At 71.5% G+C, this 24999-nt stretch carries 23 protein-coding genes and 1 tRNA gene; 17 read left to right on the top strand and 7 right to left on the bottom strand.

The features are described 5' to 3' along the window. Positions 1-215 precede the first annotated feature (215 nt). A complete protein-coding gene (locus RNL97_RS14775; RefSeq protein ID WP_030120681.1) occupies positions 216-977 on the bottom strand; it encodes a phosphoglyceromutase in 762 nt (253 codons plus the stop codon). 218 nt (positions 978-1195) lie between these two features. Between RNL97_RS14775 and RNL97_RS14770 the strand changes: the two genes are divergently transcribed. Beyond that, complete coding sequence (locus tag RNL97_RS14770; RefSeq protein WP_243314308.1) at positions 1196-2524, top strand: MDR family MFS transporter; 1329 nt, start codon at positions 1196-1198, stop codon at positions 2522-2524. Positions 2525-3036: 512 nt separating this feature from the next. On the opposite strand, the gene phoU is transcribed toward RNL97_RS14770, so the two are convergent. After that, positions 3037-3714, bottom strand: coding sequence for a phosphate signaling complex protein PhoU (phoU, locus tag RNL97_RS14765; protein ID WP_006125649.1), 678 nt, complete (start codon positions 3712-3714; stop codon positions 3037-3039). 197 nt (positions 3715-3911) lie between these two features. Here phoU and RNL97_RS14760 point away from each other — a divergent pair, with 197 nt between their 5' ends. Together RNL97_RS14760 and RNL97_RS14755 are read left to right on the top strand one after the other, a co-directional pair. After that, positions 3912-5174 carry a two-component system sensor histidine kinase PhoR gene (locus RNL97_RS14760; protein WP_030581956.1) on the top strand — a complete coding sequence of 421 codons (1263 nt, stop codon included), beginning with the start codon at positions 3912-3914 and terminating at the stop codon, positions 5172-5174. After that, entirely contained in the window at positions 5171-5851 is a 681-nt protein-coding gene (locus tag RNL97_RS14755) for a two-component system response regulator PhoP (RefSeq protein WP_003968183.1), read from the top strand. Before RNL97_RS14760 ends, RNL97_RS14755 begins: the two co-directional genes overlap by 4 nt. A 113-nt stretch (positions 5852-5964) precedes the next feature. On the opposite strand, the gene RNL97_RS14750 is transcribed toward RNL97_RS14755, so the two are convergent. Continuing rightward, entirely contained in the window at positions 5965-6678 is a 714-nt protein-coding gene (locus RNL97_RS14750) for a hypothetical protein (protein WP_030581953.1), read from the bottom strand. Between the two features lie 687 nt (positions 6679-7365). Here RNL97_RS14750 and RNL97_RS14745 point away from each other — a divergent pair. The 7 genes from RNL97_RS14745 (at position 7366) to RNL97_RS14715 (ending at position 14480) form a co-directional block, all read left to right on the top strand. Further along, on the top strand, positions 7366-7848 hold the full coding sequence (locus RNL97_RS14745; protein ID WP_003953493.1) for a CarD family transcriptional regulator: 483 nt from the start codon (positions 7366-7368) through the stop codon (positions 7846-7848). 339 nt (positions 7849-8187) lie between these two features. Then, a complete protein-coding gene (gene ispD, locus RNL97_RS14740; RefSeq protein ID WP_032765436.1) occupies positions 8188-8955 on the top strand; it encodes a 2-C-methyl-D-erythritol 4-phosphate cytidylyltransferase in 768 nt (255 codons plus the stop codon). Next, positions 8945-9493, top strand: coding sequence for a 2-C-methyl-D-erythritol 2,4-cyclodiphosphate synthase (gene ispF / locus RNL97_RS14735; protein ID WP_030581947.1), 549 nt, complete (start codon positions 8945-8947; stop codon positions 9491-9493). Before ispD ends, ispF begins: the two co-directional genes overlap by 11 nt. A gap of 143 nt (positions 9494-9636) precedes the next feature. Further along, a complete protein-coding gene (locus RNL97_RS14730) occupies positions 9637-10041 on the top strand; it encodes a PPOX class F420-dependent oxidoreductase (RefSeq protein WP_010063550.1) in 405 nt (134 codons plus the stop codon). 167 nt (positions 10042-10208) lie between these two features. Beyond that, positions 10209-11609 (top strand): cysteine--tRNA ligase, encoded by a 1401-nt coding sequence (gene cysS, locus RNL97_RS14725; protein ID WP_313750779.1) that lies wholly within the window; start codon positions 10209-10211, stop codon positions 11607-11609. A 114-nt stretch (positions 11610-11723) separates the two neighbouring features. Next, a complete protein-coding gene (gene rlmB / locus RNL97_RS14720; protein WP_030581944.1) occupies positions 11724-12680 on the top strand; it encodes a 23S rRNA (guanosine(2251)-2'-O)-methyltransferase RlmB in 957 nt (318 codons plus the stop codon). Between the two features lie 213 nt (positions 12681-12893). Beyond that, the gene (locus tag RNL97_RS14715) at positions 12894-14480 is read left to right on the top strand and encodes a DoxX family membrane protein (RefSeq protein WP_030581942.1); all 1587 of its coding nucleotides are present in this window, start codon (positions 12894-12896) and stop codon (positions 14478-14480) included. Positions 14481-14563: 83 nt separating this feature from the next. On the opposite strand, the gene RNL97_RS14710 is transcribed toward RNL97_RS14715, so the two are convergent. From RNL97_RS14710 to RNL97_RS14700, 3 genes are all read right to left on the bottom strand, one after another. Then, positions 14564-15280 (bottom strand): nucleotidyltransferase family protein, encoded by a 717-nt coding sequence (locus RNL97_RS14710; protein ID WP_030581939.1) that lies wholly within the window; start codon positions 15278-15280, stop codon positions 14564-14566. A gap of 89 nt (positions 15281-15369) precedes the next feature. After that, positions 15370-15783 (bottom strand): hypothetical protein, encoded by a 414-nt coding sequence (locus tag RNL97_RS14705; protein ID WP_243314306.1) that lies wholly within the window; start codon positions 15781-15783, stop codon positions 15370-15372. 232 nt (positions 15784-16015) lie between these two features. Then, complete coding sequence (locus tag RNL97_RS14700; RefSeq protein ID WP_030581935.1) at positions 16016-17152, bottom strand: ABC transporter ATP-binding protein; 1137 nt, start codon at positions 17150-17152, stop codon at positions 16016-16018. A 177-nt stretch (positions 17153-17329) separates the two neighbouring features. Between RNL97_RS14700 and RNL97_RS14695 the strand changes: the two genes are divergently transcribed. Beyond that, positions 17330-17403: transfer RNA gene (locus tag RNL97_RS14695), tRNA-Thr, on the top strand. Between the two features lie 137 nt (positions 17404-17540). On the opposite strand, the gene RNL97_RS14690 is transcribed toward RNL97_RS14695, so the two are convergent. Continuing rightward, positions 17541-17861 carry a hypothetical protein gene (locus RNL97_RS14690; RefSeq protein ID WP_313750778.1) on the bottom strand — a complete coding sequence of 107 codons (321 nt, stop codon included), beginning with the start codon at positions 17859-17861 and terminating at the stop codon, positions 17541-17543. 304 nt (positions 17862-18165) lie between these two features. Here RNL97_RS14690 and RNL97_RS14685 point away from each other — a divergent pair, with 304 nt between their 5' ends. From RNL97_RS14685 to RNL97_RS14660, 6 genes are all read left to right on the top strand, one after another. After that, positions 18166-18690 (top strand): toxin-antitoxin system HicB family antitoxin, encoded by a 525-nt coding sequence (locus RNL97_RS14685; RefSeq protein ID WP_243314304.1) that lies wholly within the window; start codon positions 18166-18168, stop codon positions 18688-18690. A 112-nt stretch (positions 18691-18802) separates the two neighbouring features. Then, positions 18803-19693, top strand: a complete 891-nt coding sequence (locus RNL97_RS14680) for a DUF4097 family beta strand repeat-containing protein (RefSeq protein ID WP_243314303.1) — start codon at positions 18803-18805, stop codon at positions 19691-19693. A gap of 607 nt (positions 19694-20300) precedes the next feature. Further along, entirely contained in the window at positions 20301-21302 is a 1002-nt protein-coding gene (locus RNL97_RS14675; RefSeq protein ID WP_030581924.1) for an ATP-binding cassette domain-containing protein, read from the top strand. Further along, a complete protein-coding gene (locus RNL97_RS14670; protein ID WP_030581921.1) occupies positions 21299-22084 on the top strand; it encodes an ABC transporter permease in 786 nt (261 codons plus the stop codon). Before RNL97_RS14675 ends, RNL97_RS14670 begins: the two co-directional genes overlap by 4 nt. 255 nt (positions 22085-22339) lie before the next feature. After that, entirely contained in the window at positions 22340-23254 is a 915-nt protein-coding gene (locus tag RNL97_RS14665; RefSeq protein ID WP_030581918.1) for an AurF N-oxygenase family protein, read from the top strand. 9 nt (positions 23255-23263) lie between these two features. After that, positions 23264-24922 carry an FAD-dependent oxidoreductase gene (locus RNL97_RS14660; RefSeq protein ID WP_030581916.1) on the top strand — a complete coding sequence of 553 codons (1659 nt, stop codon included), beginning with the start codon at positions 23264-23266 and terminating at the stop codon, positions 24920-24922. Positions 24923-24999: the final 77 nt, after the last annotated feature.

Below are 24999 nucleotides of genomic sequence, written 5' to 3'. Positions count from 1 at the left end.
GGGAGTTGCCCGATACGGAAGCGGATTCTCCGTGGGGCCGCCGAACAGTGCTGAAGTTAGGCGGCCCGCTGGACGGCATCAATTACCTCTGAGGTAACCAGCCCGTCGCACCCAGCGGCCTGCACTCACACGGCCTTGGGACGCCCTGCGGGCCGAGAAACGCGAGGGCCCCCCACCTGCCCGAAAAACGCAGGTGAGGGGCCAGACCACTTTTTCTACTTCTTCTTGCCCTGGTTCTTCACGGCCTCGATCGCGGCCTTCGCCGCATCCGGGTCGAGGTACGTGCCTCCCGGCTTCAGCGGCTTGAAGTCGGCGTCGAGCTCGTAGGAGAGCGGGATGCCCGTCGGGATGTTGAGGCCCGCGATGTCCTCGTCCGAGATGCCGTCCAGGTGCTTCACCAGGGCGCGGAGGCTGTTGCCGTGTGCGGCGACCAGGACCGTGCGGCCCGTGAGCAGGTCCGGGACGATGCTGTCGAACCAGTACGGGAGCATGCGGACGACGACGTCCTTCAGGCACTCCGTGTCCGGGCGCAGCTCCGGGGGGAGGGTCGCGTAGCGCGGGTCGTCGAACTGGCTGTACTCGGCGTCGCGGGCCAGCGGCGGCGGCGGGGTGTCGTACGAGCGGCGCCACAGCATGAACTGCTCCTCGCCGAACTCGGCGAGCGTCTGCGCCTTGTCCTTGCCCTGGAGCGCGCCGTAGTGGCGCTCGTTCAGGCGCCAGGAGCGGCGGACCGGGATCCAGAGGCGGTCGGCGGACTCCAGGGCCAGCTGCGCGGTGCGGATCGCGCGGCGCTGGAGGGAGGTGTGCAGGACGTCGGGGAGCAGACCGGCGTCCTTGAGCAGCTCACCGCCGCGGACTGCTTCCTTCTCGCCCTTTTCGGTGAGGTTGACGTCCACCCAACCGGTGAACAGGTTCTTCGCGTTCCATTCGCTCTCGCCGTGGCGGAGGAGGATCAGCTTGTACGGTGCGTCGGCCATGAGCCCGAGCGTAATCGAACCCGTGCGACCCCCGCGCGCCCGCCCGTAACGCGGACAGCGCCGGGCCCCGGGCGCCCGGCGTGCGGACGATTGACGGGGGGCGTCAATCCAGTGGCGGGCGGTGAGCCCGGCTTCGTAATGTCTCGGATGGGGTCGGGGGTGTTACCCGAGAGCCCTGCCGCATCCGTCCGTACGTCCGTCCCGTGGGGGGAATCCTTATGTCCGTCGCCGGTCTGCGCACGGCCGCCCGCGAGACCGTCTCCGGGATGCCCCGAGAGTTCTGGTGGTTGTGGACCAGCACCCTGGTCAACCGCCTCGGCGCGTTCGTCGCGACCTTCATGGCCCTGTACCTGACCCTGGACCGGGGCTACTCCGCCTCGTACGCGGGGCTCGTCGCCGCCCTCCACGGGCTCGGCGGGGTCATCTCCTCGCTCGGCGCGGGCGTGATGACCGACCGGCTCGGGCGGCGGCCCACCATGCTGATCGCCCAGACGTCCACCGCCGTGTCCGTGGCGGTGCTCGGGTTCATGCAGCACCCCTTCGCCATCGCCGCCGTGGCGTTCTTCGTCGGCATGGCGAGCAACGCGTCCCGCCCCGCCGTCCAGGCGATGATGGCGGACATCGTGCCCCCGAAGGACCGCGTCCGGGCCTTCTCGCTCAACTACTGGGCCATCAACCTCGGCTTCGCGATCTCCTCCGCCGGGGCCGGTTTCATCGCCGAGTACAGCTACCTCGCCGGCTTCCTCGGCGAGGCCCTGATGACCCTCGTCTGCGCCGTCCTCGTCTTTCTGAAGGTGCCGGAGTCGCGGCCCGAGGAAGCGGTGGTGAAGTCCGTCGGCGGCAAGCGTCCCAAGGACGAGGTGCGGCTGACCACCGTCCTGCGCGACGGCCGTTACATGGGGGTCGTGGGGCTGTCGTTCCTGGTGTCGCTGATCTTCCAGCAGGGGTATGTGGGGCTGCCGGTGGCGATGGGTACGGACGGGCTGTCCAGCTCCGACTTCGGTACCGCCATCGCCGTCAACGGCGTGCTGATCGTGGTCCTCCAGATCCCCGTCACCCGCTTCATCCAGGACCGCGACCCGCGCCGGCTGCTGATCATCTCCTCGCTGCTCGCCGGGTACGGCTTCGGGCTCACCGCCTTCGCCGGGTCGGTCGCCGCGTACGCCCTCACCGTCTGCGTCTGGACGCTGGCCGAGATCGTGAACGCGCCCACCCAGACGGGCATCGTCGTCCAGCTCTCGCCCGCCAAGGGCCGGGGCCGCTACCAGGGCATGTACACGATGTCCTGGTCGGTGGCCGCGCTCGTCGCGCCGCTGATGTCCGGCTTCGTGATCGACCACTACGGCGCCGCCTGGCTCTGGGCCGCCTGCGCCGTCATCGGCACCGTCGCCGGGCTCGGCTACTGGCTGCTGATGCGCAACCTGCCGCGCGAGGAGCACACCGCGGCCGACGCCCTGCCCGAGCCCGCTCCCGTCCCGGCCGAGGCCCGCCCGGACCAGGCCGAACCGGATGCCGCACCCGCGGCGGCGGTCGAACGGGCCCGCTGACCCGGATCCAGGAGAGCGCAGTCGCGCGGCGCCCACCCGGGCCTCGCACCGGGCGGGCGCCGCGCGTTCGCATCCGTACGTGTACCTGTACGGGTACGGGTCAGCCGGAGCAGCCGCCGCACTGGCACGGGGCACCGGACTGGCAGCCGCACCCGCAGCCCGACCCGCATCCGCAGGCGCCGAGCACGACTCGGTGCACCACTTCGGTCGGGGTCTCCTGCTGGGGTTCGGTCGTGGGGGAATCGGCCATGGTCCCTCCTCAGGGCATACGGCTGGGCGGCGGACGCCGGTGCGCCGCCGCCGGGGACGTACGGCACGACCCACCGCTCACGGCCATGGCACCGTCCCCGCCCCATTGCATGCCCATCCCGGCGGGCGCATCAACGGCGCACACGCGCAGGAACGTATGTGCGGCTCGCGTACGCCGGTGGAGCGCCGGTGGTATGCCGGAGGCGCCCCGGCCGGTCCCCTGCGCGCCCTCGACCGGAGCCGCGCCGGCAGCCCGCCCTCGCCTACGCGCCCTCGACCGGAGCCGCCGCCTGGATCTCGTCCGCGTGCTCACCCGTCACCAGGTAGACCACGCGCTTGGCGACCGACACCGCGTGGTCGGCGAAGCGCTCGTAGTAGCGGCCCAGCAGCGTGACATCGACGGCCGTCTCGATGCCGTGCTTCCAGCGGTCGTCCATCAGGTGCTGGAACAGCGTGCGGTGCAGCAGGTCCATCTCGTCGTCGTCCTGCTCCAGCTGGAGCGCCAGATCGACGTCCTTGGTGATGATGACCTCGGCCGCCTTGGCCATCAGGCGCTGGGCGAGCTGGCCCATCTCCAGAATGGTGGCGTGCAGGTCGTGCGGGACCGCCGACTGCGGGAAGCGCAGCCGGGCCAGCTTCGCCACATGCTGGGCGAGGTCGCCCGAGCGCTCCAGGTCGGCGCTCATCCGCAGCGAGGTCACCACGATGCGCAGGTCCGTCGCCACCGGCTGCTGGCGGGCCAGGAGCGCGATGGCGCGCGCCTCCAGGTCGTGCTGGAGGTCGTCGACCTTCTGGTCGCCGGCGATCACGTTCTCCGCCAGCGTCAGGTCGGCGTCGAGCATGGACGTGGTCGCCCGCCCGATCGCCGAGCCGACCAGCCGGGCCATCTCGACCAGGCCTTCCCCGATCGAGTCGAGTTCCTCGTGGTAAGCGTCGCGCATGGAAGTCCCTCTCCAGTTCCAACTGAGGCCGGGGTCTCGGACCGACCCCCACGGTGCCACGGTGGGGGTGTAACGCGTCCGGATCCGGCCCCCTAAGTGAACCGGCTCCTACCCCTCAGTGAACTCTGGGCGACGAGTGTTCGAGATGGCACTCGGACGGCTGGGAGGGACTCGTCGCACCCGCATAACCTTGAAGCATGGACGTGAACGCGGCGGTCGCCGCAGCTGCGGCGATCGCCGGTCTCCTGACCGGTGTGATCGCCATGCTGGCGTTCCGCTGGAGCGAGCGCGACCTGAAACGGCCGACGCGCACCTCGCTGCGGCCCGACAGCAACGCGGCTCTTCCCCCCGGAGTGGACACCGTCCTCTCCGTTCTCAGCTCCTCCGCCGTGGTCCTCGACGAGAGCGACAGCGTGGTCAAGGCCAGCTCGGCGGCGTACGCCCTGGGCCTGGTGCGAGGCGGCCGGCTGGCCGTCGAGCCGATGCTCAACATGGCCAGGGACACCCGGCGGGACGGCGAAATACGACAGGGCGAGCTGGACCTGCCCCGGCGCGGCACGGGCCGGGGGGACACCCTGGCCGTCTCCGCCCGGGTCGCCCCGCTGGGCTCGCGGCTGGTGCTGCTGCTCGTCGAGGACCTCACCGAGGCCCGCCGGATAGAAGCGGTACGGCGCGACTTCGTCGCCAACGTCAGCCACGAGCTCAAGACCCCGACCGGGGCGCTCTCCCTGCTGTCCGAGGCCGTCATGGACGCCTCCGACGACCCGGAGGCGGTGGAACGGTTCGCCGGGCGGATGCAGATCGAGGCGACCCGGCTCACCAACCTCGTCCAGGAGCTCATCGACCTCTCCCGGGTGCAGAACGACGACCCGCTGGAGGACGCCGAGCCGGTCAAGGTGGAGACACTGGTCGCCGAGGCGATCGACCGCTGCCGCCAGCAGGCAGGCTCCAAACAGATCACCATGGCCTCCGCGGGCGCCGAGGGACTCACGGTCTGGGGCAACCGCGGCCAGCTCGTCGGCGCGCTCGGCAACCTCGTCGAGAACGCCGTCAACTACAGCCCCGCCCACACCCGCGTCGGCATCGCCGCACGCCGCCTCGCCTCGCCCGGCGGGGACCTCATCGAGATAGCCGTCACCGACCAGGGCATCGGCATCTCCGAAAAGGACCGCGAACGGGTCTTCGAACGCTTCTACCGCGTCGACCCGGCCCGCTCACGGGCCACCGGTGGCACCGGTCTCGGCCTCGCCATCGTCAAACACGTGGCCGCCTCGCACGGCGGGGAGGTCACCGTCTGGAGCTCCGAGGGACAGGGCTCCACCTTCACCCTCCGGCTGCCCGAAACGGGTGCCACGAGGGAGCGCACCACCGGCGGACCGCTTATCGTCAACGGCGACGACGAGGGGCCGTACGAGACCGACACCTTTGACCCCTTCCCTGCCCCGGAGGCTCTTCCGTGACCCGAGTGCTTGTCGTCGAGGATGAGGAATCCTTCAGCGACGCCCTGTCCTACATGCTGCGCAAGGAAGGCTTCGAGGTCGCCATCGCGGCGACCGGCCCCGACGGTCTGGACGAGTTCGAGCGCAACGGCGCCGACCTGGTCCTCCTCGACCTGATGCTGCCCGGCCTGCCCGGCACCGAGGTGTGCCGCCAGCTCCGCAGCCGCTCCAACGTCCCGGTGATCATGGTCACCGCCAAGGACAGCGAGATCGACAAGGTCGTCGGGCTGGAGATAGGAGCCGACGACTACGTCACCAAGCCCTTCTCCTCCCGCGAGCTCGTCGCCCGCATCCGGGCCGTCCTGCGCCGCCGCGGCGAGCCGGAGGAGGTCACCCCGGCCGCCCTGGAGGCGGGCCCGGTCCGGATGGACGTCGACCGGCACGTCGTCACCGTCTCCGGCGGCAAGGTCGACCTCCCGCTCAAGGAGTTCGACCTCCTGGAGATGCTCCTGCGCAACGCGGGCCGCGTGCTCACGCGCATGCAGCTCATCGACCGGGTCTGGGGTGCGGACTACGTCGGCGACACCAAGACCCTCGACGTCCACGTCAAGCGCCTGCGCGCCAAGATCGAGCCCGACCCGGGCGCCCCGCGCTACCTCGTCACCGTGCGGGGCCTGGGCTACAAGTTCGAGCCGTAAACCGCGGGCCGCGCGGTCCCGTGCACGCCGAAGGGGCGCTTCCCGGCCGGGAAGCGCCCCTTCGGCGTGCTGTGCGCGCGTGCCGCCGGGCTCGCGTGGTCCGGCGGCTGCGGTCAGTGTGCCGCGGGCGCCGAGGCGGCGTCGCCCGCGCCCTGCGTGGCCGCATCGCCCTGCGTGCCCGTCTCGCCCTGGCCCGTGGCGCCCTCGGCGGCCGCGCCGTCCGTCGCGCCCTCGGCGGCACCGGGGTTCTCGGCGTCGCCGGTCGCGGAGCCGGACGGCTTCGGGCTCGGCTTCGGGGCGGGCGCCTCGGCCTGCGGGCTGGGACCGAAGTCCTTGAAGAAGCCCTCGGCCGGGAAGACACTCGCGCCGAGGCCGACATCGCCGGTCCGGCTGAGCTTGAAGACGACCTGCTGCACGTCGCCGTTGCGCGCGGCCTCGCCGCTGTTCTCGATCACGGCGGCGGCGTTGCCCTTGCCGCCGATGATGACCTGACCGCCGGCTGGGACCACGATGGGGCCCTTGCCGCCGGCCGCCTGCAGCTTCACCTCGACGTCGCTGCCGGGCAGCGTGATCGCCTCCAGCACCTCGCGCTCGGTGCCCTCGTTGAACAGCGTCGCGGCCACGACGGCGGGGCCGTCCGCGCCGGCGCCGGGCTGCGTGATCACGTTGACGTTCTGGACCTTGATGTTGCCCACCGAGGTGGCCGGGTTGTCCGGCCGGATCTTGAGCGTCTCGGCGTTGTTGCCCGCCGCACAGGCGGACAGGGAGAAGATCGAGAGCGCGGTGGCGGTGGCGGCGAGAGCGCCGTGTCGAAGGCTGCGGCTCACGGCGGCGGCAACTCCTTGAACGTTCGGACTGCGGACTTCGGACGTCGGGCGTCGAGCGGTGGTGTAAAGCCGCCCTAAGGGTGTGTCAGCGGCCTTAGGCTACCGAGCCGCCGCGCTCGCCCTGCACCCGACCCGCCTCTAGGGGGTGTCTCGTCGGTCGGGGGTGGGTCCGATCGACGACCAAGGGCGGGGCCAGGCCACCGCAGGGGTGTTCTACCGGCCGGTAGGCCATGCGCCGTTCACATAATCCGCGTGATCAATTCTTCCGGGGCGTCCTGCCGCTTCTTCGTCCTTTTCCGCCGCGCGGCTTCTCCGTCTTCGCGTTCGTCTTCGCACCCGGGCGGAAAGTGCCGCACGGCAGTTGGCTTGATCAAATTCATTGCGGCCGGACAGTTACGTCCGTACGGGTGAGCGATCACCGAACGGAGTAGGGAATGATCGCCCTCTCGAAACCGACAAAACGGGACTTTCGCCCTCTTCTGTAGGGCTTCCGGGCTGTGGGGCGTGGATGTTTCACTCCGGGCGCACAGTGGCTCCGACCTGCGAATACCGTCCTCCGGATGCCTTCCGCAGCACGTTCGTGTCGCTGTTGTCAAGCCCCGAGATGTGCCCTGACCTGCGAAAACGCCATTCAGGAGAGTCGATTCTCGTGTTACTCTGGATAGCCACGGAAGGGGTACCTGTCACATGACGTTCAAGGTTGGCGACACCGTGGTCTATCCCCATCACGGGGCCGCGCTGATCGAGGCTATCGAAACTCGCCAGATCAAAGGCGTGGACAAGACCTACTTGGTGCTCAAGGTCGCCCAGGGCGACTTGACGGTTCGTGTGCCGGCGGACAATGCGGAGTTCGTAGGCGTGCGCGACGTGGTCGGGCAGGACGGGCTGGACCGGGTCTTCGAGGTGCTGCGTGCGCCGTACGCCGAAGAGCCGACGAACTGGTCCCGGCGTTACAAGGCAAATCTCGAGAAGCTCGCCTCCGGCGATGTCATCAAGGTTGCGGAAGTCGTCCGTGACCTGTGGCGTCGGGAGCGCGAGCGCGGTCTCTCCGCCGGAGAGAAGCGCATGCTCGCCAAGGCCCGCCAGATCCTGGTGAGCGAGCTCGCCCTCGCGGAGAACACGAACGAGGACAAGGCCGAGGCTCTGCTCGACGAGGTCCTCGCGTCCTGAAACCGGATCACACCGGTCGTATGAATGTGCCGCGGTGCCCGCTGACCAGCCGTTTTCACGCTGTGTCGTCGGGCGCTGCGGCATGTTCGGACCCGAATCCGTGAACAACCCGTATCCGTGTACACGGGGCCGTCGAGCAGGAGGCGGCCCCGGTGCTGCGTGAGCCCGGTGCGACCCGCGCTCGACCGGGCGGGTGCTCACGGAAGGGGCCCGGTGCGAGTCAGGTGTCACGCCCGGCTCGCTGGGCCCCTACCCATGTCGGTCGTGGAAACAAACCTGCCGAACCTCGGGACCTTTCTCCCGGAACCTCGGACCCCTCGGACCTTCGGAGTGCAACCGATGTCATCGACGCCACCCCCGACCGACCGACCGCGCCCTCCCCGTACCGCCGCGGTGATCCCCGCGGCCGGGCGGGGCGTGCGGCTCGGTCCGGGCGCGCCCAAGGCCCTCCGGGTGCTCGGCGGGACGCCCATGCTGATCCACGCCGTTCGCGCCATGGCCGCGTCCCGTGCCGTCTCCCTCGTCGTGGTCGTCGCCCCGCCGGACGGTGCGCCCGAGGTGAAGCACCTCCTCGACGAGCACGCCCTGCCCGAGCGCACCGACTACCTGGTGGTGCCGGGCGGTGAGACCCGCCAGGAGTCCGTCCGCCTCGGCGTCGAAGCGCTGCCCGAGGACGTCGCCGTCGTCCTGGTCCACGACGCCGCGCGCCCGCTGGTGCCGGTCGACACGGTCGACGCGGTGGCCGCCGCCGTACGGGACGGGGCGCCCGCCGTCGTCCCCGCGCTGCCTCTCGCGGACACCGTCAAGGAGGTCGAGCCCGCCGTGACGCCCGGGGAGCCGGAGCCGGTGCTCGCCACCCCCGTACGGGCCAGGCTGCGCGCGGTGCAGACGCCGCAGGGTTTCGACCGGGACACGCTGGAGCGGGCGCACGCCGAGGTCGCGGTCGACGGCGAGGGCGCCACGGACGACGCGGGCATGGTGGAACGCCTCGGGCAGCCCGTGGTCGTCGTCCCCGGCCACGAAGAGGCGTTCAAGGTGACCCGGCCGCTCGATCTGGTACTGGCCGAAGCGGTACTCGCCCGCAGGAGGGCCAACGATGGTTTCTGAGACCTCCGCCGCGGCAGACCCCGGCGCGGCGAACACCGGCGCGGAAAGCCCCGCCGCTCCCGTCATCCCGCTCGTCGGGATCGGCACCGACATCCACGCCTTCGAGGAGGGCCGCGAGCTGTGGTGCGCGGGCCTGAAGTGGGAGGGCGAGGGCCCGGGCCTCGCCGGCCACTCGGACGCCGACGTCGTCGCGCACGCCGCCTGCAACGCGCTGTTCTCCGCCGCGGGCCTCGGCGACCTCGGGCAGCACTTCGGCACGGGCCGCCCCGAGTGGTCCGGGGCCGCTGGCATCACCCTGCTCACCGAGGCCGCCCGGATCGTCCGTGCCGGGGGCTTCGAGATCGGGAACGTCGCCGTCCAGGTCGTCGGCCTCCGCCCGAAGATCGGCAAGCGGCGCGAGGAGGCGCAGAAGGTGCTGTCCGCCGCGGTGGGCGCCCCGGTCTCGCTCTCCGCCGCCACGTCCGACGGGCTCGGCTTCACCGGTCGCGGCGAGGGTGTCGCCGGCATCGCCACCGCCCTGGTCTACCGGACTCGCTAGGACACCCCCAGGCACCACCGGCGTTCACCCTTCCGGCCGGACGCGGCGGGAAGGATGCGGGACCGCGCGCGGTTGCCGGGTAGGAGCAGCTTCGGAACACCGGACAGCTCCGACCGAACCGCAGCACACAGGAGGACGTACGCATGACCGCCGCACTCTCCACCGAGCTCAAGAACCTGCTCGACACCCCCGTGTTCGTCAACATCGCCACCATCCAGCCCGACGGCAGCCCCCAGGTCTCCCCGGTCTGGGTCAAGCGCGACGGCGACGACGTCCTCATCTCCACCACCGTCGGCCGCCGCAAGGAGAAGAACCTCCGCCGCGACCCGCGCGTCACCGTGGTCGTCCAGCCCTTCGACGCCCCGTACAGCTACGCCGAGATCCGCGGCGAGGCGACGCTGACGACGGACGGCGGGCAGGAGCTGATCGACGAGCTCTCGGTGAAGTACACCGGCAAGCCGTACGCGGAGTTCAACCCGAACTCCGGCGCCGACGACCCCCGTGTGGTCGTCCGGATCTCGCCGCGCAAGGTCGTCGGCAGCATCTGAGGCCCGTACGAGAGGACGTACCAGCAGGCCCCGGGGGCGTCCCCGGGGCCTTCCGTACGGCCGGAAAACGCTCTCCGGGGTGTCCAGAACCATCCCGGTACCAGAAAGTTGTCCCCGCGATCCCCGAGGGTCGCGGGGCACTGGTGTCGGCCTACTACCCTTGAGGCGTGACTATTCGCCTGCACGACACCAGCGCCCGGCAGATCCGTGACTTCGTCCCGCTCACCGCGGGCTGTGTCTCGATCTACCTCTGTGGCGCCACCGTCCAGGCAGCACCGCACATCGGCCACATCCGCTCGGGCCTGAACTTCGACATCATGCGCCGCTGGTTCACGTACCGCGGTTACGACGTCACGTTCATCCGGAACGTCACCGACATCGACGACAAGATCATCGCGAAGTCCGCCGAGCAGGGCCGCCCGTGGTGGTCGATCGGCTACGAGAACGAGCGCGCGTTCAACGACGGCTACGACGTGCTCGGCTGCCTGCCGCCCACCTACGAGCCCCGCGCCACCGGCCACATCCCCGAGATGATCGAGATGATGCGCGGCCTGATCGAGCGCGGCCACGCCTACGAGGCCGACGGCAACGTCTACTTCGACGTGCGCTCGCTCCCCGGCTACCTGGCCCTCTCCAACCAGGAGCTGGACGATCTGCGCCAGCCCTCCGGCGAGGGCGAGACCGGCAAGCGCGACCCGCGCGACTTCGCCATGTGGAAGGCCGTGAAGCCGGGCGAGCCGAGCTGGGAGACCCCGTGGGGCCGGGGCCGGCCCGGCTGGCACCTGGAGTGCTCCGCGATGGCCCACAAGTACCTCGGCTCCGCCTTCGACATCCACGGCGGCGGCATCGACCTGATCTTCCCGCACCACGAGAACGAGATCGCCCAGGCCACGGCCTACGGCGACACGTTCGCCAACTACTGGGTGCACAACGGCTGGGTCACCCTGGCCGGCGAGAAGATGTCGAAGTCGCTGGGCAACTCCGTCCTCGTCAGCGAGATGGTGAAGCACTGGCGCCCCATCGTCCTGCGCTACTACCTCGGCACCCCGCACTACCGGTCGATGATCGAGTACAGCGAGGAGGCCCTGCGCGAGGCCGAGTCGGCGTTCGCCCGGATCGAGGGCTTCGTCCAGCGCGTCACCGAGAAGGTGGGGGAGACCGTCGCCCCCGCCGCCGAGGTGCCGCCCGCCTTCGCCGAGGCAATGGACGAGGACCTGGGCGTCCCGCAGGCGCTGGCGATCATCCACACCACCGTCCGCCAGGGCAACAGCGCACTGGCCGCCGACGACAAGGAAGCCGCCGCGGCCCGCCTCGCCGAGGTCCGGGCCATGCTCGGCGTCCTCGGCCTGGACCCCCTCGACCCGCAGTGGGCGGGCGAGGGCGACCGCGGCGAGGACCTGCACGGCGTCGTCGACACCCTCGTGCGCCTCGTCCTCGACCAGCGGCAGTCGGCCCGCGCCCGCAAGGACTGGGCCGCCGCCGACGCCATCCGCGACCAGCTCAACCAGTCCGGCCTCGTCATCGAGGACAGCCCCACCGGCCCCCGGTGGACGCTGGGACCGCGCTGAGCGCACCCTCTGAGCAGGGCAATGGTGCCGCCCGGCGATCCGGGCGGCACACTTATGAGACGTACACGGTCCACATCCGCATGTGGATCGAGGATTGACAGGAACAGGTAGGTCATGGCCGGGAACAGCCAGCGCAGGAACCGCCGCACGTCCAACAAGAAGGGCGCGCAGGTCGGCAGCGGTGGCAAGCGGCGCCGTGGCCTGGAGGGCAAGGGCCCGACCCCGCCCGCGTCCGCCCGCAAGGGACACAAGAAGAACCGGGTCGCCAACGCCCAGGCCAAGCAGGCCGCGGCCCGCCGCCCCGCGCCCCGGCGCGGCGGCGCCAAGGGCACGTCGGAGATGGTCGTCGGCCGCAACCCGGTCTACGAGGCCCTGCGCGACGGCGTCCCCGCCGTGACGCTGTACGTCCAGCAGTACATCGACAACGACGAGCGCGTCCGCGACGTGCTCAAGCTCGCCGGCGACCGCGGCAACATCAACCTGATGGAAGCCCCGCGCCCCGAGCTGGACCGGATGACGAACGGCCTGAACCACCAGGGACTCGTCCTCCAGGTCCCGCCGTACGAGTACGCGCACCCGGACGACCTGCTCGCCGCCGCCGACGAGAACCACGAGGACCCGCTGATCGTCGCCCTCGACGGCGTGACCGACCCGCGCAACCTGGGCGCCATCGTCCGCTCCGTCTCCGCGTTCGGCGGCCACGGCGTCGTCGTCCCCGAGCGCCGCGCTGCCGGCATGACCGCCGGAGCGTGGAAGTCCTCCGCCGGCACGGCGGCCCGCACCCCCGTCTCCCGGGTCACCAACCTCACCCGCGCCCTGGAGGGCTACCAGAAGGCGGGCCTCACGGTCGTCGGCCTGGCCGCCGACGGCGAGCACACGGTGGAGGACCTGGAAGAGCTGGACGGTCCGGTCGTCATCGTCATCGGCAGCGAGGGCAAGGGCCTCGGCCGGCTCGTCGGCGAGACGTGCGACTACCGGGTGCGGATCTCGATGCCGGGCGGCGCCGAGTCGCTCAACGCCGGTGTCGCCGCGGGCATCGTCCTCTACGAGGTGGCGCGCCGCCGCGCCTAGGACGTCGGGCGTTCGCCCGTCGACAGGCCCGTCCGACGGGCGAGTTGACGGGCGAACGCCCGAACATCCATCCAGGATGCCCGAGTTTGGCCTGATCTTGACGGGTCTCGGACACATCCGGTGCGGTCAAGGCAGTGTCCTAACCACACATCACTCGGTTAGATGAGTGTGGACACCAGAACGCCTCGGTTCGACGAGCAACCCGCCCTGAGCATGACCAAGGTGGACAGCGACCCCGCGCAGGTCATCGTCAACCACGCCAGCTTCCGGGTGCAGCTCGCCCCGGGCCAGCGCGCACGGCTGCGCGGTGCCCCCGCGGATACGGCCCGCATCCCCGCCATGAGCGGCGCCGGCGGAGGCCGCAGGCGGGCACCCGTCGTCTGGAGCGGCAAGTCCGCTCCCGGCGACCCCGGCGCGACGGGCCTCCTCCAGGCCGTGCGCAACTCCACCGCCGGACACCTCGACGCCGGACTCGGCGCGGTGCCCGGCGGCGGGCACGGCCACGAAGCGGGCGCGACACAGGTCATCCCGCTCCTGGAGGAGACGCAGCCCAACCCCGTACTGACCGCCCCCCCGCGACCGGGACGCACCGGCCCCCTGCTGCCGCCCATGCGGCAGGCCGTCGGGGCGTACGACGACCCGCTCGACGGACCCGACGTCCCCGGCGACGACTATGACGACGCCCCGGACTCCGCCGAAGCCGCCGACTCCCGCGCCCGGCGCGGGACGGGTGACCCCGTCCGGCACGCCTACTACCCGGGCCACCGGATGAACCTGGGCATCGTCCTGCTCCCCATGCGGGTCCTCCTCGGCTTCATCTCCATCTACGCCGGCATGGGCAAGCTGTGCGACCCCGTCTACTTCGACGGCGGCGAACGCGGCTCGATGGTCAAGTGGCTGACCTCCCTGCACCCCTGGGCCGTTGCCGAACCCCTGCGCGACTTCGCGCTCTCCCACCCGGTCGGCGCCGGACTGACCGTCGCCTTCCTCCAGGTCGTCGTCGGTGTCCTCACCGTCCTCGGTCTCTGGCAGCGGGTCGCCGCCGCGTTCGGCGCCCTGCTCTCCGCCGCGCTCCTGGTGACGGTCAGCTGGCGCACGGTCCCGGTGTACGACGCCCCCGACATCATCCTGCTGGCCGCCTGGAGCCCGCTGATCATCGCCGGCGCCCCCGTCTACTCCGTCGACGGCCGGCTCGCCGGGGAGGCCTGGCGCAAGCTCGGCCCCCGCTCGGAGATCTGGGACCTGCGCCGCCGGGTCCTGCGCCGGGGCACCGTCGTCGGGACCGTCGTCGTCGGCCTCACCCTGCTCATCGGCTCCATCCTCGGCGGCGCGGTCCGCTCCACCGAGGTCGTCACCGTCCCCGGCCGCAACGACAACCCCACCAACCGCCTCCCCGGCATGCCGCTGCCCCAGGAGTCCACCGGCGAACGCCAGGCCTCCCGCAGCCCGGAGCAGCAGCGACAGCCCGAACCCACCCCCTCCGGCGCGGCGAGCGCCCCCGCCACCGGTCAGGCCGGCCCCGGCGCGACCCGCGACTCCGGCGGCGGTCAGAGCACCGGCCAGGGCACCCAGCCCAGCCAGACCCAGGGCACCGGGCAGGCGCCCCCGCAGCAGACCACCCCGCAGCAGCCCCCGGCCGCCACCAGCGCCGGACCCACCTCGTCCGGCTCCACCAGCGGGGACGCCTCCACGGGCGGGGGCGCCGAACCGGGCCCCACCGGCGGCTCGACCTCTTCCGGCGGCGAGGGTTCCACCTCGGGCGGCGGCGGCCGGAACCCGATCGGCGGCCTCCTCGGCTGACGCGTACGACACACGGAGGGCGCCGCCCACCCGGTCCTGCTGCCGGGTGGGCGGCGCCCTCCGTTCGTGGGTACGGGCGGCGGTCAGGCGCCGTGGGACCCCAGCTCGCGGGCCGCCTCGGTCAGGTCCTTCGCGGTGTCGATGGCCCGCCAGTACGCCCCGTTCGGCAGCGGATACCCGGCCAGCCGACGCTCGCGGGCGAGCCGCGGGAACGTGGTCCGCTCATGGTCACCGCGGTCCGGCAGCAGCTTCGTGAAAGCGGGCGAGAACACGTACACCCCGGCGTTGATCAGATACGGGGACGGCGGCGACTCGATGAAGTCGGTGATGTGCCCGAACGCGTCCGTCTCCACCGCACCCCACGGGATGCGCGGCCGGGCGAGGGCCAGGGTGGCGGTGGCGTCGCGCTCGGCATGGAAAGCGGCCATCTCCCGCAGGGAGAAACGGGTCCAGATGTCACCGTTCGTGGCGTACCACGGCTGATCGGCGTCGGGCAGCCGCTCGGCGGCGTACCGCAGCCCGCCGCCGCGTCCCAGCGGCTCGGTCTCCACGACGGTGGTGACCCGGAGCGGCAGAACGGCCTCGTCCAGCCACTCCTGGAGCACCTCGGCCAGGTGCCCGCAGGAGACCACGGCGTCGGTGACCCCCTCGGCGGCCAGCCAGGACAGCTGATGGCCGATGATCGGAGTGCCCGTCCCGGGGATCTCGACCATCGGCTTGGGGCGGTCGTCGGTGTACGGCCGCAGCCGCGACCCCTGGCCACCGGCAAGGATCACGGCCTGCGTCGGATACGTATGCATGGCAGGCACGATATGCGGTGCCCGCCGACGGAAGGCGGCGCTCGGAGCGACCGCCTCCCGGACCCGGCGTCCCGGATCAGCTGAACGGCTCAGCTGAACTGGGCGACCCCGGAGGCGAACGAGGTGTCGCAGACGGGCCGGGAGAAGCGGTGCGCCCGGGTCGGGCCGTACTGCTCGACAGCGGCCTTGCCGAGCGCCCTGGCGATCGACATGCAGTGGCGGGCGAGCGACGGGCGCTGCTCGACGGCCCGCTGGAGGGCCGTGAGCGCGGTGCCCGGGTCCTTCTCCTGAAGCTCCACGAGCAGCTTCTCCCGCAGGACATCCTGCGGGGCATGCGGCTTCGCGGGCTTGGAGACGGTCTCCGAGGAGGCGGCCAGCAGCTGGGAGTCCTTGTCCGACGCCGCCCACGGAACGCTGGTGACCGCGAGGGTCCCGGACAGAACCATGACGACGGGCAGGACGAGAGCGAGGGATCGGCCGATGCGGCGCGCGGTGTGGGTCACGCAGCGAGCGTAGCGGCCGGTGATGGCTTGGCGACAATTCGTCACCCTCGCGGGGGATGGTTCGACGCGCCCTTTCGAATACGAGGTTGACGCCCCGGGGTGAAATGCCCAGTGTGCCGGGGTATTTGACACCGTGCGACGCCGAAACCCCAATCCGCCGGGACCACGCAAACGGCCCCGCGCCGCCGGGCGTTGCCGGCGATGCGGGGCCGTGTGCACGGCAGGATGCGGGTCAGTTGGTGAGCCGCTCGCCGGTGGAGGTCGCGAAGACGTGCAGCTCCTCCGGGCGCGGGACGACGTGCAGCTCGGTGCCCTTCTCCGGGACGGCACGGCCGCCGACGCGGACGACGAGGTCCTTGTGCTCGCCGCCGACCCGCGTGGAGCCGTAGACGAACCCGTCGGCGCCGAGCTCCTCGACGACGTTGACGGAGACGGCGAGACCGGCCGGCTCGTCCGAGGTGTCCTTGGTCAGCGACTTCGCGGCGGCGCCACCGTGCTCGACGATGTCGAAGTGCTCGGGCCGGATGCCGACCGTGACGGTGGTGTCACCGCGGTCCGCCGCGGCGGAGAGCGCCTCGCGCGACACCGGCACCACGCTGTTGCCGAACTTCACGCCACCGTCGGTGATCGGGACCTCGACGAGGTTCATCGCGGGCGAGCCGATGAAGCCGGCGACGAAGAGGTTGGCCGGGCGGTCGTACATGTTGCGCGGTGAGTCGACCTGCTGGAGCAGCCCGTCCTTGAGCACCGCGACCCGGTCACCCATGGTGAGGGCCTCGACCTGGTCGTGGGTGACGTACACGGTGGTGATGCCGAGGCGGCGCTGCAGCGAGGCGATCTGCGTACGGGTGGAGACACGGAGCTTGGCGTCGAGGTTCGACAGCGGCTCGTCCATGAGGAAGACCTGCGGCTCCCGCACGATGGCCCGGCCCATCGCCACACGCTGACGCTGACCACCGGAGAGCGCCTTCGGCTTGCGGTCCAGGTACTCCGTGAGGTCCAGCATCTTGGCGGCCTCTTCGACCTTCGCCCGGATCTCGGTCTTGTTCACACCGGCGATCTTGAGCGCGAAGCCCATGTTGTCCGCGACGGTCATGTGCGGGTAGAGCGCGTAGTTCTGGAACACCATGGCGATGTCCCGGTCCTTCGGCGGCAGGTGCGTGACGTCGCGGTCGCCGATGCGGATCGCGCCGCCGTTGACGTCCTCAAGACCCGCGAGCATGCGCAGGGAGGTCGACTTGCCACAACCGGAGGGACCGACGAGGACGAGGAACTCACCGTCCGCGATGTCGATCTCGAGCTGGTCCACGGCCGGCTTCGTGGAGCCGGGGTAGACGCGGGACGCCTTGTCGAACGTGACACTGGCCATGCTGAATCTTCTCCTCAACCGGCAGGAACGTGCCGGACGATCCGAGTAGGGAGTGGTCTGGTCCACAGACGCGAACCTGCCGTGACGCTACCTGCCCTTTCCCGATCTGTCAGTAGTCCGGAGCACACGGAAATCGCGGACGCCGGAGGCCCGGCGTTGGTTAGACTGCTCCGGCACGCCTCCTTAGCTCAGCTGGCCAGAGCAACGCACTTGTAATGCGTAGGTCGTCGGTTCGAATCCGACAGGGGGCTCACCGTGAAGCCCAGGTCAGATGTTCTCTGGCCTGGGCTTCTGGCGTCGGTCCGGCCGCGAGCATGCATCGGCTGCAGTGCGGTCGAGGTCGTTGGGCTTGCGCCGGGTGGTATCGGGCGGCGCTGGTGGAGGGTGGTCAGGCACGGTTCGGGGTGCCGATCGTCAGTTCCACGTCGTCTTTCTTCTGTGCGATGCCCTTGACGGCCCAGGTGCTGTCGTCGATGGGGGTGCCGGCCGCGGTGGTGTAGGCGGCGACCGCGAGGGTCGGGCCGGCCGGGGACCCGGCGTGGAGCGCTGCCGCGGTGGCCGTTCCGTCGGAGAAGCACAGGTATACCTCGATCGGCTCCGGAGCCGTTGCGAAGGCCGCCGGGTGGGGCAGGTCCTGGAGGCGGCAGCGCGCGCCGGGGAACAGGTGGGTGTGGGTGCAGAGGGCGAGGTAGGCCCGGGCGTCGGACATGCGGGGTCTCCGGGGTGGTGCTCGGTGCTGGGGCGGTGTCGTGCGTGCGTCGTGCGCGGGGTGCTTGCGTCAGTACATCCGGTGGAGGGGCGGGGGTGGGTGTGCCACGCGGAGGTGCCGGTGCGCCGTGGTGGTGCCATGTGGTGTCTACGTGGTGCCATGTGGCGCCATTCGCAGGTGCTCCGGGGTCTGCTGCGGTGTCGTTCTGGGGTTGCTGTTTGTGAAGGTGCAGGTCACAGGCCCTTTGGGGATCCGGGCGCCATAGTGGCTCGACGTGGTGCCACGTGTGTGCCATGATGGCGTCATGGATCTCACCCCCTACGTCGACCATCTCCGGCGGGAACTCGCCGTCGCTGCGGATGCCAGCGGTGAAGAAGCCCGTGCCCTCGCCGAGCGGCTCAGCGCTCCCCTGGAGTCCGCTGCCCGGCTGACCCTGCTCAACGTGCTCTCCGCGGCCATGAGCGACGTCACCCGGGAACTGGCTCCCGGCTCGGTCGACGTGCGGCTGCGCGGGCTCGATCCCGAGTTCGTGGTGACACCGCCGCCGGCGCCCGAGCCGGTGCGGGAGGCGCAGGGACCGGTCGCGGCTCCCGTCGTGGCCGCGCCGCCCGTCGCGGAGGCCGACGACGGCACCATGGTCCGGATCAACCTCCGTCTCCCCGCCCACCTCAAGGGCCGCGCCGAGGGTGCGGCGGCGGCGGAGGGGCTGTCGGTCAACGCCTGGCTCGTACGGGCCGTGTCCGTCGCCCTCGACGGCGGGGGGCGCGCGAGCGCACCGGGCCGGGGCAAGGAGCCGGGCGGGCGCGGCTTCACCGGCTGGGTCCGTTAGCAGTCGGCAGCGCACACCTCGCTTCACCGGCCGGTCGCTGATCCGGCCGACGCAACGCATCGATCGTCGCTGATCGCCCATCAACTCACCGAGCCAAGAGGACGGGACAGCCATGCCTTCTTTCGACACCCCTGAGCCGATCTCCGCCGCCGTCGAGCTGGACGCCGGTACCGCCCGCATCACCGCCGGCAAGCGCACCGACACGGTCGTCGAGGTGTTGCCGGGCAACGGAGCCGATCAGGACGACGTACGCGCCGTGCAGCAGACCCGGGTCTCCTGCTCGGGCGGTCGTCTCACCGTCAAGACCCCGAAGAAGCGGACCCTGTTCGGCAAGCCGGGCTCCGTCGTGGTGAGCATCGAACTGCCCGCCGGGTCCGACCTGCGGGGCACCTCCGCGCTGGGCGGCTTCTACTGCGACGGCCCTCTCGGCGAGGTGCGGCTGAAGACCTCGCTCGGCGATCTCCATGTGGACGAGGCGGCCCGTGCCGAGCTCACCACCGACCACGGCGACATCCGGCTGGCACGCTCCACCGGGAACGCCGAGGCCGTCGGCTCGGGCCGGGTCGAGATCGGCTCGGTCGCCGGGGCGGCGGTCGTCAAGAACGGCAACGGTACGACCGAGATCGACGAGGTCGGCGGGGAGCTGAAGGTCAGCGCGGCCAACGGCGACGTCTCCGTGGGCGTCGCGCACGGCGATGTCGTCGCCAAGTCCGCCAACGGCCGGATCGAGATCGGCGTCGCCCACGCCGGGGTGGAGGCGACCTCTTCCAACGGCCGCATCCGGGTCGGCGACGTGATCCGCGGGCGGATCGCTCTGCGGACGTCCGTCGGCGACCTTGAGGTGGGCATTCACGAGGGCACCGCCGCCTGGCTCGACCTGAACCCCAAGTTCGGCACCGTACGCAACTCGCTCGGCGCCGCCGCGGGGCCCGAGGACTCCGACGAGACCGTCGAGGTGCATGCCCGGAGCGGGGCCGGCGACATCATCGTCCGCCGCGCCTGACCCCGCGCCGGGTTCTCGGGGGCCTCCGGCCCGGCCCGAGGCCGCCCGAGGCGGACCGGTCGGGCGAGTGCCGCCCGACCCCGCCTCGACCGGCTCCGCCCGGCTCGGACCGGCTCGGCCCTGTGCCACCCGGCGGCTCAGCACCCCCGGGGCCGGCCCGCCCGGTCCCCCACGCCCGCTCGGGCCTGCGCCACCGAGCAGCCCAGCACCACCCCGGCGTCGCCCGGCCGGTCCCGTACCACCCGGCAGCCCAGCCCCGCCCGGCTCAACCCTGCGTCACCCGGCGGCTGACCACGTACCGCCCCGCACCGGCCGGCCCAGTCCCCCACGCCTGCTCGGGCCTGCGCCACCGAGCAGCCCAGCACCGCCCCGGCGTCGCCCGGCCCGGTCCCGTACCGCCCTGCGGCCCTCAGCCCGGTGCGGCCAGTACCGCCCGGCAGCTCTGCACCGCCCGGCCAGGCCCCGCACCACCTCAGCAGCCCGGGCCCCCCGGCCCGGCAGCTCAACGCCGCCAGGCAGTTCAACGCCGCCCGGCACCAACCGGCTCGGCCGGCACCGCCCCCATCGCCCCACCCCCTCGACTCACCGCTCTCGAAAGGGAATCAGCATGACTGTCACCCGGGCCTCCGCGCCGCGTGCCGAACGGGCCGCGACGCAGGCGATCACCGCCACCGGACTGCGCAAGTCCTACGGCGACAAGGCCGTCCTCGACGGCATCGACCTGTCGGTGCCGCAGGGCACCGTCTTCTCCCTGCTCGGCCCGAACGGCGCGGGCAAGACCACCGTCGTCAAGATCCTCTCCACCCTCATCGCCGCCGACGCCGGTGAACTGAGCGTCGGCGGCCACGATCTGGCCGCCGATCCGCAGGCCGTGCGGGCCTCGATCGGCGTCACGGGGCAGTTCTCCGCCGTCGACGGACTGATCACCGGTGAGGAGAACATGCTGCTCATGGCCGACCTGCACCATCTGTCCAGGCGTGAGGGCCGGCGGGTGGCCGCCGAACTGCTGGAGCGTTTCGACCTGGTGGACGCGGCGAAGAAGCCCGCCTCGACCTACTCCGGTGGCATGAAGCGCCGCCTCGACATCGCCATGACGCTGGTCGGCGGGCCGCGGATCATCTTCCTCGACGAGCCGACCACCGGCCTGGACCCCCGCTCCCGCCACACCATGTGGGGCATCATCCGCGGCCTGGTCGCGGACGGCGTCACCGTCTTCCTCACCACCCAGTACCTGGAGGAGGCCGACGAGCTGGCCGACCGTATCGCCGTCCTCAACGACGGGAAGATCGCCGCCGAGGGCAGCGCCGAGGAGCTCAAGCGGATCGTGCCCGGCGGGCACGTCAAGCTGCGGTTCACCGACCCCGGCGCCTACCGGTCCGCCGCCTCCGCCCTGCGCGAGGCCGTGCGCGACGACGACGCGCTGTCGCTGCAGATCCCCAGCGACGGCAGCCAGCGCGAACTGCGCTCCATCCTCGACTGGCTGGACTCGGTCGGTGTCGAGGCCGACGAGCTGACCGTCCACACCCCCGACCTCGACGACGTGTTCTTCGCCCTCACCTCCTCCGCCGTCCCCGCTCAGAACAACCAGCCCAAGGAGAACGCCCGATGAGCTCGCTCGCCCTCGCCGCCCGCGACACCACCACCATGCTGCGCCGCAACCTCCTGCACGCCCGGCGCTACCCCTCCCTCACCCTCAACCTGCTCCTCACACCTGTCATGCTCCTGCTGCTTTTCGTCTACATCTTCGGCGATGTGATGAGCGCGGGCATCGGCGGCGGGGACCGCTCCGACTACATCGCCTACATCGTGCCGGGCCTGCTCCTGCTGACCATCGGCTCCACGGTGGTCGGGACCGCGGTGTCCGTCTCCAACGACATGACCGAGGGCATCATCGCCCGCTTCCGCACCATGGCCATCCACCGCGGTTCGGTGCTCGTCGGGCATGTCGTCGGCAGTGTGCTGCAGAGCGTGCTGAGCGTGGTCGTGGTCGGTGCGGTCGGGGTGGCCATCGGCTTCCGGTCCACGGACGCCACGGTCCTGGAGTGGCTGGCCGCGTTCGGGCTGCTCGTGCTCTTCTCCGCCGCCCTCACCTGGATCGCCGTCGGTATGGGCCTGATCAGCCCGAACGCGGAGGCGGCCAGCAACAACGCCCTGCCGATGGTCCTGCTCCCGATGCTGTCCAGCGCCTTCATCCCGGTGGAGACGATGCCGGGCTGGTTCCGGCCGATCGCGGAGTACCAGCCCTTCACCCCGGCGATCGAGACCCTGCGCGGCCTGCTCCTCGGCACCGAGATCGGCCACAACGGCTGGCTGGCCGTCGGCTGGAGCCTCGGTCTCGTGGTCCTCGGCTACTTCTGGGCGACCGCGAAGTTCGCCCAGGATCCCCGGTAGTCGGACCGGAGTTGGACCCGAGCGTCCTGGAGCGCCGTGGAGCGCCTCGGTGAGGTGAGGAGATGTGGTGAGGTCCCGGGCCGATTTCTACCGAGGGGTAGGCGGCCCGGGCTCCTTGTTATACCTTGCGTCTAACAAGCGGGTGGGCGCCCGGCCGGCGTCAGGTCCGGCGCGGCCGCCCCGTACGGCAGGGACGTCGTCGTCCGCAGCTCACCACGATCAAGGATCACCGCACTCGACCCAAGGAGCCGCAGCATGGCCGGCAGCACCGTTCCGTCGAAGGTCCAGGAAAGTCCCGAGGGTGACGACGTCGCACGGCGGCTGCTCGACTCGGCCGCGCAACTGGCGTACGACCCGGCCACCGAAGTGGACTGGGAGACGCCGCTGGACAAGGATTTCCACGGCGCGAGCCCGGAGTGGAGCAGTCTCTACGGAACCGCCTACTGGGGCGAGTTGACCGAGGCGCAGCGCAAGGAGCTGACCCGGCAGGAGGCGGCGTCGGTCGCCAGCACCGGGATCTGGTTCGAGATGATCCTCCAGCAGATGGTGCTGCGGGACATCTACATGAAGAACCCGGCGGGTGCGGAGTTCCAGTGGGCCCTCACCGAGATAGCCGAGGAGTGCCGCCACTCGATCATGTTCGCGCGCGGCGCGCAGAAGCTGGGCGCGCCCCACTACCGGCCGCGCCGGGCGGTGATGGAGCTGGGCCGGGCGTTCAAGACGCTGGCGTTCGGTGAGGCCGCGTACGCGGCGATCCTGGTCGCCGAGGAGGTCCTCGACGTGATGCAGCGGGACTGGATGCGCGACGAGCGGGTCGTGCCGTTCGTCCGCACCATCAACAACATCCACGTCGTGGAGGAGTCCCGGCACATGAAGTTCGCCCGGGACGAGACCCTCAAGCGGCTGGAGGGCGCGGGGTGGGCGCGGCGGCAGATCAACGCGTTCGTCGTCGCCGTCGCCTCGTACTTCATCGTGACCAGCATGGTGAACCCGGAGGTCTACCGGAAGGCCGGCCTCGACAAGCGGCGTGCGCTGGCCGCCGCCAAAGCCAACGAGCACCACAAGTCGATGATGCGGTCCAGCTGTTCGGGGCTGATGGACTTCCTGGCCTCCGCCCGTCTGCTCACCAAGCCCGCCCTCGCGTTCTACAAGCGCGCGAATCTGATCTGAGCCGGGGCCATGACCTACGCCATCACCCAGACCTGCTGCAACGACGCCACCTGTGTGGCCGTGTGCCCGGTCAACTGCATCCACCCGACGCCGGAGGAACGCGCCTTCGGCTCCACGGAGATGCTGCACATCGACCCGCGGGCGTGCATCGACTGCGGGGCCTGCGCGGACGCCTGCCCGGTGGACGCGATCTTCCCGGTGGACTCGCTGTCGCCCGGGCAGCGGGAGTACGCCGACATCAACGCCGCCTACTACGAGGGCGCCGAACCGCTCAGGGCCGAGGTGGAAGGGCCGAACTTCCACGTCTGGGGCGAGCCGGTCTTCGGGCGGAGCCTGCCCTCCGACTTCGGGCCGCTGCGGGTGGCCGTCGTCGGCACCGGGCCCGCCGGGATGTACGCGGCGCAGGACCTGCTGCTGCACACCGCCGCCGAGGTGACCCTGATCGACCGGCTGCCGGTGGCGGGCGGGCTCGTGCGGTACGGGGTGGCCCCCGACCATCCCGCGACGAAGAAGGTCGGCGACACCTTCTCCCGCTTCCACTCCCACCCCCGGGTCCGGATGCACCTGGGGATCGAGGTGGGCCGGGACGTCACGGCCGAGGAGCTGTCGGCCCACCACGACGCGGTGATCTACGCGGTCGGCGCCTCCACGGACCGGCGGCTCGGGGCGCCGGGGGAGGAGACGCCCGGGTGCCTGTCGGCCACGGCGTTCGTCGCCTGGTACAACGCCCACCCGGAGGCCGTCGCACAGTGCGTCGACCTCTCCGCCGAGCGGGTCGTCGTGGTCGGCAACGGCAATGTCGCCCTCGACGTCGCCCGGATCCTGGTCGCCGACCCGGAGGCGCTCGCGGCCACCGACATCGCCGCCCACGCCCTGGACGCGCTGCGGGCGAGCCGGGTCCGGGAGGTGGTGGTGCTGGGGCGGCGAGGCCCCGAGGACGCCGCGTACACCCGCTCCGAACTCCTCGCGCTGAAGCATGTGCCGGGTGTGGAGCTGGTGGTGGACGACCACGATCCGCGGACGGCGGCGGCGATCGACGCGGCCGGGGCGGGCGACCGGGCCGGGGTGCTCAAGGGGCTCGCCCGGGTACGGACGGACGCCCCTTCCCCCACGGGCGGTGAGCGGCGCATCGTGCTCCGCTTCCACTCCGAGGTCGTGGAGATCCGGGGCGAGGGCGGCGGTGTGCGCTCCGTACGCGTCACGGACGGCGGCGGCGCGGCCGACCTGGGTGCCGGGCTGTTGCTGCGGGCCATCGGATACCGCGGACTCCCGGTGCCCGGGCTGCCGTTCGACGAGGTTTCGGGCACCGTCCCGCACGAGGGCGGCCGGGTGGCAGGGGTGCCCGGCAGCTATGTGGTCGGCTGGATCAAGCGGGGGCCGTCCGGCGGGATCGGCGCCAACCGCACGTGCGCCGCGGAGACGGTCGGCACGCTCCTGGCCGACGCGGTCGCCGGGGAGCTGCCCGCGCCGACGGGCGACGCCAAGGCGTTCCGGCGCCTGGCCCGGCAGCGCAACCGCCGGGTCGTGGACGCCCGGGGCCTGGCCGCGATCGACCGCGCCGAACGGGACCGGGGGCGGCGGGACGGCCGGCCCCGGGTGAAGCTCGCCACCGTCGAGGAGCTGGTGGCCACGGCACGGTCGGGGCGGCTGCTGCGCCTGACCCGCTGACCGTATGCCCGGACCGGCGGCGTACGGAGTCCGGTCCGGGGAACGGCGGTTCACCCTCGCCGGGCCTCGGGCGGCCC

The organism is Streptomyces parvus (assembly GCF_032121415.1).
GTDB lineage: Bacteria > Actinomycetota > Actinomycetes > Streptomycetales > Streptomycetaceae > Streptomyces > Streptomyces globisporus_A.
The sequence above is the reverse complement of the archived record's forward strand: the minus strand, read 5'-3'. Positions and strand labels throughout refer to the sequence as shown.

Coding starts and splice junctions, on each gene's coding strand:
- RNL97_RS14775 (WP_030120681.1), bottom strand. CDS start 977: ATGGCCGACGCACCGTACAAGCTGATCCTCCTCCGCCACGGCGAGAGC.
- RNL97_RS14770 (WP_243314308.1), top strand. CDS start 1,196: ATGTCCGTCGCCGGTCTGCGCACGGCCGCCCGCGAGACCGTCTCCGGG.
- phoU (WP_006125649.1), bottom strand. CDS start 3,714: ATGCGCGACGCTTACCACGAGGAACTCGACTCGATCGGGGAAGGCCTG.
- RNL97_RS14760 (WP_030581956.1), top strand. CDS start 3,912: ATGGACGTGAACGCGGCGGTCGCCGCAGCTGCGGCGATCGCCGGTCTC.
- RNL97_RS14745 (WP_003953493.1), top strand. CDS start 7,366: ATGACGTTCAAGGTTGGCGACACCGTGGTCTATCCCCATCACGGGGCC.
- ispD (WP_032765436.1), top strand. CDS start 8,188: ATGTCATCGACGCCACCCCCGACCGACCGACCGCGCCCTCCCCGTACC.
- ispF (WP_030581947.1), top strand. CDS start 8,945: ATGGTTTCTGAGACCTCCGCCGCGGCAGACCCCGGCGCGGCGAACACC.
- RNL97_RS14730 (WP_010063550.1), top strand. CDS start 9,637: ATGACCGCCGCACTCTCCACCGAGCTCAAGAACCTGCTCGACACCCCC.
- rlmB (WP_030581944.1), top strand. CDS start 11,724: ATGGCCGGGAACAGCCAGCGCAGGAACCGCCGCACGTCCAACAAGAAG.
- RNL97_RS14715 (WP_030581942.1), top strand. CDS start 12,894: ATGACCAAGGTGGACAGCGACCCCGCGCAGGTCATCGTCAACCACGCC.
- RNL97_RS14710 (WP_030581939.1), bottom strand. CDS start 15,280: ATGCATACGTATCCGACGCAGGCCGTGATCCTTGCCGGTGGCCAGGGG.
- RNL97_RS14700 (WP_030581935.1), bottom strand. CDS start 17,152: ATGGCCAGTGTCACGTTCGACAAGGCGTCCCGCGTCTACCCCGGCTCC.
- RNL97_RS14690 (WP_313750778.1), bottom strand. CDS start 17,861: ATGTCCGACGCCCGGGCCTACCTCGCCCTCTGCACCCACACCCACCTG.
- RNL97_RS14685 (WP_243314304.1), top strand. CDS start 18,166: ATGGATCTCACCCCCTACGTCGACCATCTCCGGCGGGAACTCGCCGTC.
- RNL97_RS14680 (WP_243314303.1), top strand. CDS start 18,803: ATGCCTTCTTTCGACACCCCTGAGCCGATCTCCGCCGCCGTCGAGCTG.
- RNL97_RS14675 (WP_030581924.1), top strand. CDS start 20,301: ATGACTGTCACCCGGGCCTCCGCGCCGCGTGCCGAACGGGCCGCGACG.
- RNL97_RS14670 (WP_030581921.1), top strand. CDS start 21,299: ATGAGCTCGCTCGCCCTCGCCGCCCGCGACACCACCACCATGCTGCGC.
- RNL97_RS14665 (WP_030581918.1), top strand. CDS start 22,340: ATGGCCGGCAGCACCGTTCCGTCGAAGGTCCAGGAAAGTCCCGAGGGT.
- RNL97_RS14660 (WP_030581916.1), top strand. CDS start 23,264: ATGACCTACGCCATCACCCAGACCTGCTGCAACGACGCCACCTGTGTG.